We start from the raw sequence: 13118 nt of genomic DNA, 5'->3' as shown, positions 1-13118 counted from the left end.
TATTTGTCATTGCGAGCGCAACGATACCCAAGGGGCACACTGCAAGGGGCACACTGAGTGAAGCGTGGCAATCTCAAAACCTACCTGATAAGCGCAAACGGAGATTGCCGCGTCGCTCGTTCCTCGCCCCTCGCAATGACAAAGTCCCAGGAATTTTTGCATAGGTACTCATCATCCTCTAGCCAGCAACAAGCTTGCAGGCCGGTATCATAGTTTTGTTACCGCGCGCGTGACACAGTGTAGTAGTTTGTTATGGACCGTATGACGCCTTATTACGAGTCTTCGCTCGGACGAAAGCAGCGCGACGCCCTTCTTCTCATCGAAGACAGCGCCGACTTGGCCGCCCTCATCAAGGTGGCGGTCGAGAAGTCGGCGGTGGACGCCGAAGTGGTCGTGGCGCGCGACGGCCTCGAGGCGCTTGATGTGCTCTTTGGCGACGGCGTGTTCGCCAAGAAGAACAACGCCCTCTTGCCCTGTCTCATCCTGCTCGATCTCAACCTGCCCAAGTTCAGGGGCGACCAGGTCTTGCAGGTGCTCAAGTCCGAGGCGCGCACCCAGGGGATTCCCACCGTGGTGCTCTCGGGCTCGGACTATGAGATCGACGAACTCGACAGCTTGGGGCTCGGCGCGATGGCCTTCGTCCGCAAACCGATCAGGAACTACCTGAGCACCATGATCATGATTATCGAAGCGTACTGGCCGAGCCCTGAGGACGACGAGGACGACGCCAGGCCATAAGCCCGACCTTCGCTGGCATGTCGCTTGATCTGAACGGCTGGTTCCGCTATACTGGATTTAACAAACGCTTGTTAGTTCGAGCGCTCGAGAGGAGGGCCGATGGACCGACGCAGTCAAATCCTCAGCACCGCGGGGCAGCTCTTCAGCCGCCAGGGCTACCACAACACCTCGATGCGCGAGATCGCCGGGGCGCTCAAGCTCAAGGGCGGCAGCCTCTACGTGCACATCGCCTCCAAGGAGGAGGTGCTCTGCGAGATCGTGGGCCGTGCGGCGGACGCCTTTTTGGGCATGGCGGAGGCGGTGCCCGGCGAGCTCGAGCCGCAAGAGCGGCTGCGCGCGCTCGTCACCGGGCACCTGCGGGTGATCGCCAAGGAGCTCGAGCACGCTACCGTCTTTTTCCACGACTGGAAGTTCCTCTCGCCCCAGCTCCAGGCCAGCGTCACCGCGCGCCGCGACCTCTACGAGAGCCACTTCAGGCGGACCATCGAGGACGGCGCCGCGAGCGGCGCCTTCGCGGTCGAGGACGCCAAACTGGCGACCCTCTTCGTCCTCTCCGCGCTGAACTGGACCTACCAGTGGCTCGACCCCGAGGGGCCGCTGCCCTTAGAAGAGCTTGCCGAAGCCTACTGCAAGCTGGTCCTCGGCGCGCTGGGGGGTGAGCCCACGTGACGGACTACCGCTACACCATCGTCGAAACCCTGCCGCTCAAGGCCAGCGCCAGCGGGAGCGGCTTCGCCCGGGCCTTTCGCGCGCTGTCGAGCCTGGACGGCCTCGCCCAAGGCTACGGTATCTCGCCGGCGCACGAGATCAGGCTCTACCGCTCGATCAGCGACCCGCAAAAGGTCAAGGTGGTCTACCGCGCGGTGGATATGGAGGCGCTCTGGCAATTTTACCAGGACACCGAGGTGCACGAGACCATCAAGCGCGTCTTCGACGACTACGTGGACAGGGAACGGGTCACGCTCGAGTACTGGCAGGAGTTGTGAGGCGAGGAGCCGTTAAGTTTTAGCCGTTAGGTTTTAGCTAGTTGCCAACAGCTAAGGGCTGATAACGCAAGAACCAACCGCTCACCCAAGGAGGACATCGTGGCAAACGAGATGCTCAACCAGCACGAAACAGCCGAACAGATAGACGCCTTCAAGCAGCATATCGAAGAGGGCGGCAAGGTCGAGGCGGGCGACTGGCTGCCCGACGACTACCGCCTGCGCCTCGCCAAGTTTATCGAGATGCACGCCAACTCGGAGATGATGGGCGCCCTGCCCGAGCGCGACTGGATCTTGCGCGCGCCCAGCCTTCAGCGCAAGCTCGCCGTCACCGCCAAGATCCAAGACGAGGTCGGCCACGCCCAGCTCCTCTACCGGCTGGTCGAGGACCTGGGCAAACCCAGGGAGAGGATCTTCGAAGACCTCATCGGCGGCAAGACGAAGTACCACAACGTCTTTCACTACCCCACCTACTCCTGGGGTGACGTGGGTATCATCGCCTGGCTCGTCGACGGCGCGGCCATCATCTCGCAGTCGGCCCTGCAACGCTCCTCGTACGCGCCCTACGCCCGGGTGATGAAGCGCATCTGCTGGGAAGAGGCCTTCCACCTCAAGCACGGCGAGGACATCGTCCTGACCGCGGTAGCCGGCACGAGCGCGCAGAAGGCGATGATGCAAGAGGCCTTGGAGCGCTGGTGGGCACCCTTGATGATGTTCCACGGCCCGCCCACCCCGGTAGCAAAGGACAAGGACCTCGCCTGGGGCATCAAGACCAAGTACAACGAGGAGTTGCGGCAGGAGTTCTTGTCGACCTACGTCAAGAAGATCCGCGAGATCGGCCTGGTCATCCCCGACGAGGCGCTGCGCTACGACGAGGCGGCGGGCCGCTGGCGCTACAGCGAGCCCGACTGGAACGAACTCGTCACCGTGGTGACCGGCCACGGCCCGGCCTCGGCAGCCCGCCTCGGCTACCGCCGGCTGTCTTACCAGGAGGGCGCCTGGCTGCGCCGCGCCGTGGCCGGGCCGCAAGCGGCCGCCGCCTAGGATCATGAACGTCTACGAGGTCTTTCGCAGCGAGGCCGAGGGCGGCGTGATGGTCCACGTCGGCAGCGTGCAGGCGCCGGACCCGGAGTTTGCCGCCCAGTACGCTCGCGAGGTCTACAGCCGGCGCAACGAGGCCAGCAAGCTCTGGGTGGTGCCGCGAGAGAGCGTCAGGGTGATCGAGGACGCCGACTTCCTGCGCCCGCCGCTCGACCGCTCCTTCAAGATGGGCGTCGCCTACCGGGTGACCGTCGAAAAGCGCAAGACGCTCCGGGAAAGGCTGAGAGGCGAGAAGGAGAAGACGCATGACGCCTGAAGCCCCGTCTCCTGAAGCCCTGTCTCCTGAACACATGTCTCCCGACCTGAAGAAGGCCCTGCGCCGCTACCTCTTGACGGTCGCCGACGACGAGATCGTGATCGGCTACCGCGACTCGGAGTGGACGGGCGTGGCGCCGATGGTCGAAGAGGATCTGGCCTTCTCCTCGCTCGCCCAAGACGAGCTCGGCCACGCCCGCCTCCTCTACACGCTGGTGGGGGGGTTGAGCGGCGAGGACCCCGACAGGCTGGCCTTGCAACGCGACAAGACCGGCTACTACCACGCCCAGGTTCTAGAGATGCGCACCGCGCCCAAGTACCAGCCGGACGGCAATCACCTGGCGGACGGCGACTGGACCAGCGCCATCGTCCGGCGCTACCTATACGACCTCTTCGACGACCTGCGCTCGGAGAGTCTGGCGGCGTCCTCCTATGCGCCGCTCGCCGGGGCCGTCCGCAAAGTGCGCCGCGAGGAGCGCTACCACCTTAAGCACGGCGAGACCTGGTGGCGCACGCTTGCCGGCAACCCCGAGACGCGCGCGCGCCTCGAGGCCGCCGTGCAAAGTCTCTGGCCGGGCCTCCTGGGGCTCTTCGAGGCCCCGGCGGGCGAAGGGCCGCTCCTGGAGGCGGGCCTGCTCGAGGCGAGCAGCGACGAGCTTTTGGAGCGTTGGCGCGCGCGCCTGACGCCGCTCTTCGGCGCGCACGGCCTGACAGTGCCCGCCGGGGCGGAGGCGCAAACGGGCGGACGCCGTGGCCGGCACGGCCCGGACTGGGACGAGCTCTACGAGGACATGACGATGGTGGTCAGGCTCGAGCCCGAGGGAAGGTGGTGAGGGTGGCCGGGACATCCGGGCTGCCTGGCATCGCCGAGGAGGGGGTTTGGGACATCTTGAGGAGCATTCCCGACCCCGAGATCCCCACCATCAACCTGGTCGACCTCGGGGTGATCGGGTGGATAGAGGTGGGCGAGAAGATTCGCGTGGCTATGCTGCCGACCTTCGTCGGCTGCCCCGCCCTCGACATGATGCAGCGCGAGATCAGAGCCGGGCTCGAGCCCTACGGCGAGGTCGAGGTCACCGTCTCCTTCGCTGAAGCCTGGACGAGCGCGCGCATCACGGCGGCGGGGCGGGAGATGCTCAAGGAGGCGGGCCTGGCGCCGCCGCCCGAGGGGGACGGGTTCGCCGCGGACGGCCTGGACGAGCTGCCGATGCACAGCCCGCCCGCCGCCTGCCCGCGCTGCGGCGGCTTCGACACCCGTCAGGAGAGCCTGTTCGGGCCGACACCCTGCCGCGCCCTCCACTACTGCTCGAGCTGCCGGGAACCCTTCGAACGCTTCAAGGCGCTCTAGACCTTTACCGGCACGACCATGCCAAAAGGCTGCCGGAACAGGAACTGTGCTTTGCACATATCTGTCCTTGCCATCGTTGGCTCATACTGGCGGTGACTGGCCCTCGAGCGTCGTGACCAGCTATCTGCCTTGCGGGTATCTGCGCTATGGGTATCTGCCTTGGCGGTACGTACCTTAGCGTTATGTACTACGGAAAAGAGTCGCGCCCGAGGGCAAGATAGAGGGACCGTAAAGAGTAGATCGTCGCCTTGAAGCCGTCACCATGACCACGATCTAGGAGGTTCATCATCGAGACCTTGCGCGTATCAGGAAGCTCCCGCCCCAACTCGGTGGCCGGGGCGATCGCTGCACTGCTTAGGACGCAGAGCGAAGTCGAGGTCCAGGCCATCGGACCTCAGGCCGTCAACCAGGCGGTCAAGGCCATCGCCATCGCCAGGAGTTACATCGAGCCCGACGGCCTGGACCTGACCACCCAGCCTTCTTTCGTCAAGCTCGAGCTGCAGAACGAGGAGCGCACCGCGGTGCGTTTCACCGTGCGCTCGGAGCCGCTCGAGGACTTCGCGCCCGACCTGTCTCCCCCGCTGTAGGCTGTCCTTTGGGCTGTTTCCGCGCCCTCACACGGCGGCGCGGCTCTTTGCTATACTGGTATCAGCACGGTCGTCACGGTGGTGGCGATCTTTTTTGGCGGCTTCGGCTGCCGGCGCGCTAGCTTTGATCTTTGCTAGCTTTGATCTCTGGAGGTCACATGGGTTTTGGACTGATTCTTTTTATCGTTACGTTCGCGGGCACCCTGCTCGTGCAGATGTGGCTGAAGAGCACCTACGGCAAGTGGTCGCGGGTGCAAAACGCCTCGAGCCTCTCAGGTGCGGAAACCGCCCGGGCGATTTTAGACGCCAATGGCCTGCGTGACGTGCCCGTCGAGGCGGTCCAGGGTCAGCTCACCGATCATTACGATCCAAGCAAGCGGGTGGTACGCCTGTCGGAAGCCAACTACCGGGGCGCCAGCGTAGCGGGCATGGCGGTAGCGGCTCACGAGGTCGGCCACGCCATTCAGCACGCCAAGGCTTACGCGCCCTTGCAGTGGCGCGCGGCTCTGGTGCCGGTCGCCGGCATCGGCGCCAATTTCGGTCCCTGGCTGGTCTTCGGCGGTTTCATGCTGGGCATGAACGAAAACCTCATCCTGGTGGGTTTGGCGCTCTTCGCCGCCGCGGTGCTCTTTCAGGTAGTCACCCTGCCGGTCGAATTCGACGCCTCGAGGCGGGCGATGGCGCAACTGAGCAGCATGGGCCTGGTCACCTCGCAGGACTCGGGCGGGGCCCGCGCGGTCCTCAGCGCGGCGGCGATGACCTACGTGGCGGCGATGGCGGCCTCTTTGGCCTACCTGCTCTACTACCTGAGCATCTTCCTGGGGAACCGCGAATAGCCTCCGCCCGACAAGTTGCCCTGGACACCCTGCGCCGCGTTCACCGCGGCGCTTTTTCTGCGCCCGCAGTGGACGCCGCTCTGCGCAAAGAGCCGCTCTCGGCGCAAGACCGCGGCCTGGTCACCGATCTCGTCTACGGCAGCCTGCGCCGCGAAATAACCCTCGACGCCTGTTTGAGGCCGCTGCTCAAAGCCCCCGAGGGCTTGCCGCCCGAGGTCCTGGACGCCCTGCGCCTGGGCAGCTACGAGCGCCTCTTTCGGGAGACGGCTGGGCATGCCGCCGTCAACGAGTGGGTCGAGGTCGTCAAGGCGGCCTTTCCCCGGCTCGCCGGGCTCGCCAACGCGGTCTTGCGCCGCGTAACCTTGCAAGAAGGGCTGGACGAGGCCACCGCCGCCGGTCTGCCGGGCTGGCTCTACCAGGAGTGGCAGGGGCTCTTTGGGCCGGACAGGGCGGCGAGGCTGGCGGCGAGCGGCCTGACGCCCCAACCCCTCTGGCTGCTGCTCTACCGACCGGAGGCGAGGGCCAGCCTCGAGGCGGAAGGGGCCGAGCTGACCGATGGGCCGCTCGCGGACACCGTAGCGGTGCGCTCTCCCAAACCGCTGGTCGAGCTTAGCGCCTTTAAGCGCGGCTGGGTGCAGGCGCAAAACCCGAGTTCGACCGTGCCCACCCGGCTCCTCGAGGTCAAGGCCGGCGAGCGCGTGCTCGACTTAGCGGGCGGCGGGGGCGTCAAGGCCGCGCAGCTGGCGGCGGCGGGCGCGGCCGTCACCAGCCTCGACCTCTTCGCCAAGAAGGCCGAGCGGGGGCGCGCCAACCTGCGCCGGCTCGGCCTCGAGGCCACCTTCCTCAGCCACGACCTGCGCACCCTGCCCGCGCTCGAGCCCGCCGCCAAGGTCCTCCTCGACGCGCCCTGCACCGGCACCGGCACCCTGCGCGGCCACCCCGAGCTGCGCACGCGGGTGACGGAGAAGGCCGTCCACGAGCTGGCCGCGCTCCAGCGCGAGCTGCTCGCGACCGCCGCAATGCTCACGCGGCCGGGCGGCCGGCTCGTCTACGCGGTTTGCGCGCTCACCCGCGCCGAAACTGTGGATAACGTCCGCTGGTTTCTGGACGCTCAGCCCGACTTTCGGCTCATCGAGCCCGAGCCGCCGCTGCCTGCGGTCGAGACTGCGGAGGAGACTGCGGAGGGCACGTTTCTCCTGCCCTTAGGCGGCCTCGACGGCTTTTTCATCTCGGTCTTCGAGCGCGTCTGCTGAGCCGCGGCCAGTCGGTTCAATGTTGTCCGAGCCGGTATTGCGCGGCTGCGAAGCGACGGTAAGCTGACGGCATGCCTCGGCTTAGCGACTTCTCGGATGAGCGAGACCTCTTTTACGACGCCCACCGCCAGGCCCTTCAGGCCCATGCGGAAGGGCAGGCGGAGCGTGCCGACGAGGCGGCGAACCGGGCACTGGCACTGGCCGACGCCATGCCCTACGAGCCGGAACTCCAGTCGGCGGCCGCCGACCTGCTGCTCGAGCTTGGACGGCTGGCCGAAGCGGCGCTCTACCTCGAGGCTCACCTCGCCCGGCTCCCGGGGGACGCCGCGGGCTTGCGCACCACGCTCGGCACTACCTATCTGCGCTTGGGCAGACTCAAAGAGGCCGTTTCGCTGTTGCAAGCGAGCGACGCGAAGGTGTGCCTTCGCTCGCTGCTCGTCCTCGGCTCGGCGCTGCGCTACCGCGGCCACCTCGAGGAGGCCAGGGCCCCCCTGACGGCAGCTTTCCGCATGGCAGAGACGGGCCGCGAGCTCGAGGCCGCCGTCGCCGCCCTCTGCGCCCTGGGCGAGCTGGAGCTCGACGCCGACAACCCCAAGGAGGCGGTCATCCACTTCGGCAAGGCCTTTGGCCTGACCGAGTACAGCCGCAGCGAGAAGCTGTCGGTCCTGCCGCTGGCCGGGCTGGCGCAGGCGCAGGGCGTCTGGGGCTATCCTGCCAAAGGCAGGGAGGTCGCCGGCAAAGCGCTTAGGCGCGCTCAAAGGCAGGGCGAGCGCATCGGCCTGGCTCGGGCGTTGCTCTCGCTCGGTCTCCTCAGCAAGGAGACCGTTCACCTGCACCGCGCCATCGCCGAGGCGGACGCCGCGCCCCACCTGCCGCTCGCGCTCAAGGCGGTGGTGGCCCTGGCCGAGCTCGAGCCGGGCGCGGTCAAGCTGGCCGCGGCCATGCGCCTCGCCCGGGGGCTGGGGATGGACTTGGACATGCACAGGCTCGAGGCCGCGGCGACCGCCTGAGCCTACCCGTCTTCAGCAAGGTCACGGAGGCAAGCGCACGGGGTAAACTGGAGATATGGCCATGTCCGAGCTCGAGCGGCTCCGTTCTCTACGCGCCTACGACATTTTGGATACCCCGCCCGAGGCGAGCTTCGACCGCATCACCTCGCTCGCCGCGAGGCTCTTCGGGGTGCCCACCGTACTCATCTCAATCATCGACGAGGAACGGCAGTGGTTCAAATCCTGCTACGGCTTCAGCACCAGAGAGACGAGCCGTGACCTGTCCTTTTGCCACCACGCCATCTTGAGTTCCGAGGTGATGATCGTCGAGGACGCGCGGGAAGACCCGCGCTTTCGGAGCAACGCGCTCGTCACCGGCGAGCCCTTTATCCGCTTTTACGCCGGTGCGCCGCTGATAGCCCAGGACGGCCACGCCCTTGGTACGCTCTGCCTCATCGACCAGGTGCCGCGCGGCCTGAGCGAGGACGAGCGCGCGCGGCTCACCGAGCTGGCGGCGATGGTCATGGAGAGCCTCGAGCTCAGGCTCGCGGGAAGGAGGCTGAGGCGCGCCGAGGCGCATACCCGCGCCCAGAGCGAGGCGCATAAGGCGCTGAGCCGGCTCGTCACCCAGATGGTGGCCTCGGCCGAGCTGGCCATCATCAGCGTGGACTGCGCCGGCCTCATCCTTTCTTGGAACACCGCCGCCGAGGCGCTCTACGGCTACAGCGAGGCCGAGGCAAAGGGCCGGCACATCGACCTGCTGGCCCCGGAGGGCGAGGCGGACTTCGACGCGCAGATGCGCCGCATCGCCGGCGGCGAGAGCGTGGGCAAGCTCGAGCTGAAGCGCCGGCACAAGGCCGGCCACCTCGCCGACGTCAGCCTGTCGATCTCGCCGATCTTCGACTCCCAGGGCTCGATCATCGGCGCCTCCTTTATCGCCGCGGACATCACCGAGCGCAAAGGGGAGCAGGAGGCCTTGAAACGCTACTCGAGCCGGGTCACCACCATCTTGCACAGCATCACCGACGCTTTTTTTTCGCTCGACGGCGCGTGGCGCTTCACCTACTTGAACCCCCGGGCCGAGAGGCTCCTCAAGTGCCGCAAAGACGAGTTGATGGGCAAGGAGATCTGGCGCGTCTTTCCGCGTGGGGTGGGCAGCCGCTTCGACGCGGCCTTCAAGCAGGCGATGAAGACCCGTCAGCCGGCCGTCTTCGAGGACTTCTACGAGTCGCTAGGGGGCTGGCTCGAGGTCCACGCCTACCCCTCGGAGGAAGGGCTCTCGGTCTACTTTCAAGACATCACCGGGCGCAAACTCGCCGAGGGGGCGCTCCAGCGGGAGGGCGACTTCAAGGACAAGGTGATGCAGAGCGTGAGCGAGGCGATCGTGGCGCTCGACCTCAGGGGGCGCTTCACGCTGGTCAACCGGCGGCTCGGCGAGATGATCGGCCAAGACAGCGAGAGCCTGGTGGGTGCGTCGTTTTTCGAGCTCTTTTGCGGCGAGAACCGGCGCGAGGTCGAGGGCTGCTTCGGCAGGGTCGTCGCCAGCGGCGAGGTGGTGCGGCTCGAGACCGAGCTGCGCCGGGAGGACGGCAGCGTGGCTACGCTCAACTTGAGCCTGTCGCCGCTTGCCGCCGCCGGTGAGATCACCGGCGTGGTGGCGACCGCCCTGGACATCAGCCTCGCCAAGCGCGCCAGCGACCGCCTCCGGCTGCTCGAGAAGGCCGTCGAGAACATCGACGAGGTCGTCCTCATCACCGATACCGAGCTCGGCTACCCGGGGCCCAAGATCGTCTACGTCAACCACGCCTTTGAAAAGATCACCGGCTACAGCGCGGGCGAGGTCGTCGGCAAGACGCCGCGCATCCTCCAGGGGCCCAAGACCGACCGTACCGTCTTGGACCGCCTGAAGCGCTCTTTGGCGCGCGAGGAGCCCTTCACCGCGCGCACCATCAACTACCGCAAGGACGGCTCGGACTACGTGATCGAGTGGAACATCTCGGCGGTGCGCGACGAAGCGGGCAAGCTCAGCCACTGGGCTGCGGTGCAGCGCGACATCTCGCAGCGCACCGAGTACGAGGCCAAGATTTTAGAGCTCAACAACACCCTGAAGGGGCGCCTGCGCGAACTCGACCACAAAAACGAGGAGCTGCGCAAGGTCGCCCGCCTAGCCGAGGTGCGCAAGGGGAACTTCGAGCAGGCGGCGGGCGAACTCGCCAACACCGCGCGGCAGCTCCACACCATCTTCGCGCTCTCACCCGACGGCTTCGCCTCGGTCGACGAGGGCGGCAAGGTCGCCTATGTCAACGACGCCTTTTTGCGCATGACCGGCCTGGGGCCCGAGCAGGTGATCGGCCAGCTCGAGGCCGGGTTCGACCGCCTCATCAGGGAGCTCTGCGATCCCGCTCTGCCCTACACCTCCTACCTGGTCGACACCGAGACCTTCCAGGACACGGTGCGGCTCGTCAGGCCGCGGCCGACCATCTTGCAGCGCACCGTGCGGACGCTGGTGACCGACGGCGCCGAACTCCTGGGCCGGGTGATCTACCTGCGCGACGTCACCCACGAGTCCGAGGTCGACCGCATGAAGAGCGAGTTCTTGTCGACCACCGCGCACGAGCTGCGCACACCCATGACCAGCATCTACGGCTTCTCGCAGCTCCTCTTGGAGCGCGACTACGACCTCGCCACCAGCAAGGAGCTGATCAGGACCATCCACGACCAGTCGGCCAGGCTGGTGCAGCTCCTAAACGAACTCTTGGACCTCGCCCGCATCGAGGCGAGAGCCGGCAAGGACTTCAAGATCAGCCGGCAGGACTTGGCGCCCATCGTCGAGGGGACCCTGCGCGGGTTTGACGTGGACGGCAAGTTTGAACTCAGGCTCGAGCTGCCGGGCGCCCTGCCAAGCGTCGCCGTGGACGCCGACAAGATGCAGCAGGTGCTCACCAACGTGCTCTCCAACGCCTTTAAGTATTCGCCCGACGGCGGGATCATCCGGCTCGACGCGCGCTGCGAGCGGCGCGGGGGCCGCTCCTGGCTCGGCGTCACCGTCGCGGACTCGGGCATCGGCATGAGCAAGGACCAGGTCGCGCGCATCTTCGAGCGCTTCTACCGCGCCGACAACTCGGGGACCATTCCCGGCACCGGCCTCGGCATGTCGCTGGTCAAGGAGATTATCGAGCTGCACGGCGGCTCGGTCGAGGTCAACAGCGAACGCGGCAGGGGAACCGCCGTCACCCTGTGGTTGCCGGTCGACCGGAGCTAGCCGGGCCATGTCTATTAATCATCCCCGATGTCTGGTAAAGTGAACGGTACAAGACAGTGGGGGAAAGTTGGGGAAAACAGTGGGGGAGGTTCGTGGTGGCGTGCTTGCGGTGCGTCAGGCTCTGCTGTGAGAGGGGACGATGAGGGCGAAGATTCTTGTGGTGGACGACCAGGCCGAGGTACGTATGCTCGTGCGCATGACCCTCGAGCTCGGTGACTACGCCATTTTGGAGGCGGATACCGGCCTAAGGGCGCTCGAGCTCATCGAGCTCGAGCGGCCACAGGTGGTGGTTTTGGACATCATGATGCCCGGTGACTTCGACGGTTACGGCGTCTGCCGCGAGATCAGAAGTCGCCCCGAGCACGCCTCCACCTTCGTTTGTCTGCTCACCGCGCGCGGCCAGCAGGCCGACATCGAGCAGGGCAAAGAGGCCGGCGCCGACGCCTATCTCATCAAGCCTTTCAGCCCGGCAGAGCTCATCAGCCTCGTCGAAAAGGCCACTGCCGGGCGCGAAGTCGCCAAGGGATAGAAGTGAGGGCTGAGATCTGGCATTTGCTCAACTCCGTTGGGCTTCGTGAACAGTCCTTTTACCTTCCTTTTACCTCAGTCCTGTCTTCTCATCTCAAAAGGGGATATCCGCGCCCGCCAGAGTCTCTTTTTCTCTGGGCGCGCCCCAGGGTTTTCGCCCGGCACTGCTCCGCAAGAGCTGGTCCCGGTCGATGCTGAGGCTGGCCTTCAGCCAGGGACAGGCCGCTGCCAAGGCGTCCAGCTTGCCCTTGTCCACCCTCAGCGCCTCCGCCGCGTAGAGGGCGGTGCCCGCCCCGGCGCGGAGCTTGAGCCGGAGCGGGGTGACGCCCGCGCACTCATCGAGCCAGGAGCGCAGTTCCACCAACATGGTCTCGCTCGCCGCCTGCAGGTCGAACTCGATAAAGGCCAGCTCGGGCAGGTTGCCGCGCTTGTCCCAGCGGATGAGGCGTTCGGCGACCAGCCTGAGGCTATTCTCCTCCTGCGCGACCTCGACGACGACGACGACCGGCGCGTCCTCCATGAGCTCGTCCGCCATCTCCTCGTAGGCGCGGCTGAAGGCTAGCACCTCGCGCGCGCCGGTCTCGTCGGCGATCTCAAAGCGCGCCATCATGCTGCCCGATTTGGTCGAGCGCCTGACGACGTTTTGCAAGATGCCCGAAAGGGCCGCCCGGCAGCGCTGGCCCCGTGCGGTGTCCATCATGTTGTCCTTGCACCAGGTCTCGAGCCCTTCAACTGTGCAGCTCGCGGCGTCGGCGAGGCCGGGGTAGGAGTTCATGGGGTGGTCGGAGATATAGAGGCCCAAGGCCTCTTTTTCCATGCGCAAGAGCTCGAGCGTAGACATTACCACGCCACTCTGGAGCGGGGGAGGGGGCAAGTCGTCGGCGCCAAAGAGGCTGAGCTGGCCGCTCGCGGCGTTCTCGCGCTGCGCCACACCCCACTTCATGGCCGCCTCGAGGCTGGCGAGCAGGGTGGCGCGCTCGCCGAGGCCGTCAAAGGCGCCGGCCTTGATCAAGGACTCGGTGGCGCGCTTGTTGACGAGGGCGCTGCTCACCCGCTCGCAAAAGTCGTAGAAGTCCCTAAAGACGCCTCCCCTGTCGCGTTCCTTCAAGATGTGTTCGACTGCCCCGTCGCCCACGTTCTTGACCCCGAAGAGCCCGAAGCGGATGATGCCGCCCACCGGGGTAAAGTCCGCGCGCGACTCGTTGATGTCGGGGGGCAGAACCTGGATACCCATGTGC

The 13118-nt window shown here is 66.3% G+C and carries 14 protein-coding genes and 1 pseudogene; 14 read left to right on the top strand and 1 reads right to left on the bottom strand.

Annotated elements, in window-relative coordinates; genetic code table 11:
* The first annotated feature begins 261 nt into the window (after positions 1–261).
* From M3498_04615 to M3498_04550, 14 genes and pseudogenes are all read left to right on the top strand, one after another.
* A complete protein-coding gene (locus tag M3498_04615) occupies positions 262–738 on the top strand; it encodes a response regulator (protein ID MDQ3458579.1) in 477 nt (158 codons plus the stop codon).
* 99 nt (positions 739–837) lie between these two features.
* Positions 838–1407 (top strand): TetR/AcrR family transcriptional regulator, encoded by a 570-nt coding sequence (locus tag M3498_04610; protein ID MDQ3458578.1) that lies wholly within the window; start codon positions 838–840, stop codon positions 1405–1407.
* Positions 1404–1724 (top strand): hypothetical protein, encoded by a 321-nt coding sequence (locus M3498_04605; protein ID MDQ3458577.1) that lies wholly within the window; start codon positions 1404–1406, stop codon positions 1722–1724. The genes M3498_04610 and M3498_04605 overlap by 4 nt, the downstream gene beginning before the upstream one ends.
* 111 nt (positions 1725–1835) lie before the next feature.
* On the top strand, positions 1836–2765 hold the full coding sequence (paaA, locus tag M3498_04600) for a 1,2-phenylacetyl-CoA epoxidase subunit A (GenBank protein ID MDQ3458576.1): 930 nt from the start codon (positions 1836–1838) through the stop codon (positions 2763–2765).
* A gap of 4 nt (positions 2766–2769) precedes the next feature.
* Positions 2770–3078 carry a phenylacetic acid degradation protein PaaB gene (locus tag M3498_04595; GenBank protein ID MDQ3458575.1) on the top strand — a complete coding sequence of 103 codons (309 nt, stop codon included), beginning with the start codon at positions 2770–2772 and terminating at the stop codon, positions 3076–3078.
* Positions 3068–3910 carry a phenylacetate-CoA oxygenase subunit PaaC gene (gene paaC / locus M3498_04590; protein MDQ3458574.1) on the top strand — a complete coding sequence of 281 codons (843 nt, stop codon included), beginning with the start codon at positions 3068–3070 and terminating at the stop codon, positions 3908–3910. The genes M3498_04595 and paaC overlap by 11 nt, the downstream gene beginning before the upstream one ends.
* A gap of 2 nt (positions 3911–3912) precedes the next feature.
* Positions 3913–4425 (top strand): phenylacetate-CoA oxygenase subunit PaaJ, encoded by a 513-nt coding sequence (paaJ, locus tag M3498_04585; protein ID MDQ3458573.1) that lies wholly within the window; start codon positions 3913–3915, stop codon positions 4423–4425.
* 287 nt (positions 4426–4712) lie between these two features.
* Positions 4713–5012 (top strand): stage V sporulation protein S, encoded by a 300-nt coding sequence (locus M3498_04580; protein MDQ3458572.1) that lies wholly within the window; start codon positions 4713–4715, stop codon positions 5010–5012.
* 158 nt (positions 5013–5170) lie between these two features.
* Complete coding sequence (locus M3498_04575; protein ID MDQ3458571.1) at positions 5171–5848, top strand: zinc metallopeptidase; 678 nt, start codon at positions 5171–5173, stop codon at positions 5846–5848.
* Positions 5845–7101 (top strand): MFS transporter, encoded by a 1257-nt coding sequence (locus M3498_04570; protein MDQ3458570.1) that lies wholly within the window; start codon positions 5845–5847, stop codon positions 7099–7101. The genes M3498_04575 and M3498_04570 overlap by 4 nt, the downstream gene beginning before the upstream one ends.
* A 71-nt stretch (positions 7102–7172) precedes the next feature.
* Entirely contained in the window at positions 7173–8111 is a 939-nt protein-coding gene (locus tag M3498_04565) for a hypothetical protein (GenBank protein MDQ3458569.1), read from the top strand.
* A gap of 103 nt (positions 8112–8214) precedes the next feature.
* Positions 8215–8568 (top strand): annotated as a pseudogene (locus M3498_04560) (GAF domain-containing protein).
* A 153-nt stretch (positions 8569–8721) separates the two neighbouring features.
* Positions 8722–11352, top strand: a complete 2631-nt coding sequence (locus M3498_04555; protein MDQ3458568.1) for a PAS domain S-box protein — start codon at positions 8722–8724, stop codon at positions 11350–11352.
* A gap of 139 nt (positions 11353–11491) precedes the next feature.
* On the top strand, positions 11492–11881 hold the full coding sequence (locus M3498_04550) for a response regulator (protein ID MDQ3458567.1): 390 nt from the start codon (positions 11492–11494) through the stop codon (positions 11879–11881).
* A 93-nt stretch (positions 11882–11974) separates the two neighbouring features.
* Here M3498_04550 and M3498_04545 read toward each other — a convergent pair.
* On the bottom strand, positions 11975–13118 hold a 1144-nt coding region (locus tag M3498_04545; protein ID MDQ3458566.1), incomplete at its 5' end, for a DNA polymerase III subunit alpha.

Source organism: Deinococcota bacterium, assembly GCA_030858465.1.
In the GTDB taxonomy this organism is placed as follows: domain Bacteria; phylum Deinococcota; class Deinococci; order Deinococcales; family Trueperaceae; genus JALZLY01.
This window is presented reverse-complemented; position numbering and strand designations above follow the sequence as displayed.

Excerpts from the sequence above, each read along its gene's own strand:
- M3498_04615 (MDQ3458579.1), top strand. The coding sequence starts at position 262 with ATGACGCCTTATTACGAGTCTTCGCTCGGACGAAAGCAGCGCGACGCC.
- M3498_04610 (MDQ3458578.1), top strand. The coding sequence starts at position 838 with ATGGACCGACGCAGTCAAATCCTCAGCACCGCGGGGCAGCTCTTCAGC.
- paaA (MDQ3458576.1), top strand. The coding sequence starts at position 1,836 with ATGCTCAACCAGCACGAAACAGCCGAACAGATAGACGCCTTCAAGCAG.
- M3498_04595 (MDQ3458575.1), top strand. The coding sequence starts at position 2,770 with ATGAACGTCTACGAGGTCTTTCGCAGCGAGGCCGAGGGCGGCGTGATG.
- paaC (MDQ3458574.1), top strand. The coding sequence starts at position 3,068 with ATGACGCCTGAAGCCCCGTCTCCTGAAGCCCTGTCTCCTGAACACATG.
- M3498_04575 (MDQ3458571.1), top strand. The coding sequence starts at position 5,171 with ATGGGTTTTGGACTGATTCTTTTTATCGTTACGTTCGCGGGCACCCTG.
- M3498_04565 (MDQ3458569.1), top strand. The coding sequence starts at position 7,173 with ATGCCTCGGCTTAGCGACTTCTCGGATGAGCGAGACCTCTTTTACGAC.
- M3498_04555 (MDQ3458568.1), top strand. The coding sequence starts at position 8,722 with ATGGTGGCCTCGGCCGAGCTGGCCATCATCAGCGTGGACTGCGCCGGC.
- M3498_04550 (MDQ3458567.1), top strand. The coding sequence starts at position 11,492 with ATGAGGGCGAAGATTCTTGTGGTGGACGACCAGGCCGAGGTACGTATG.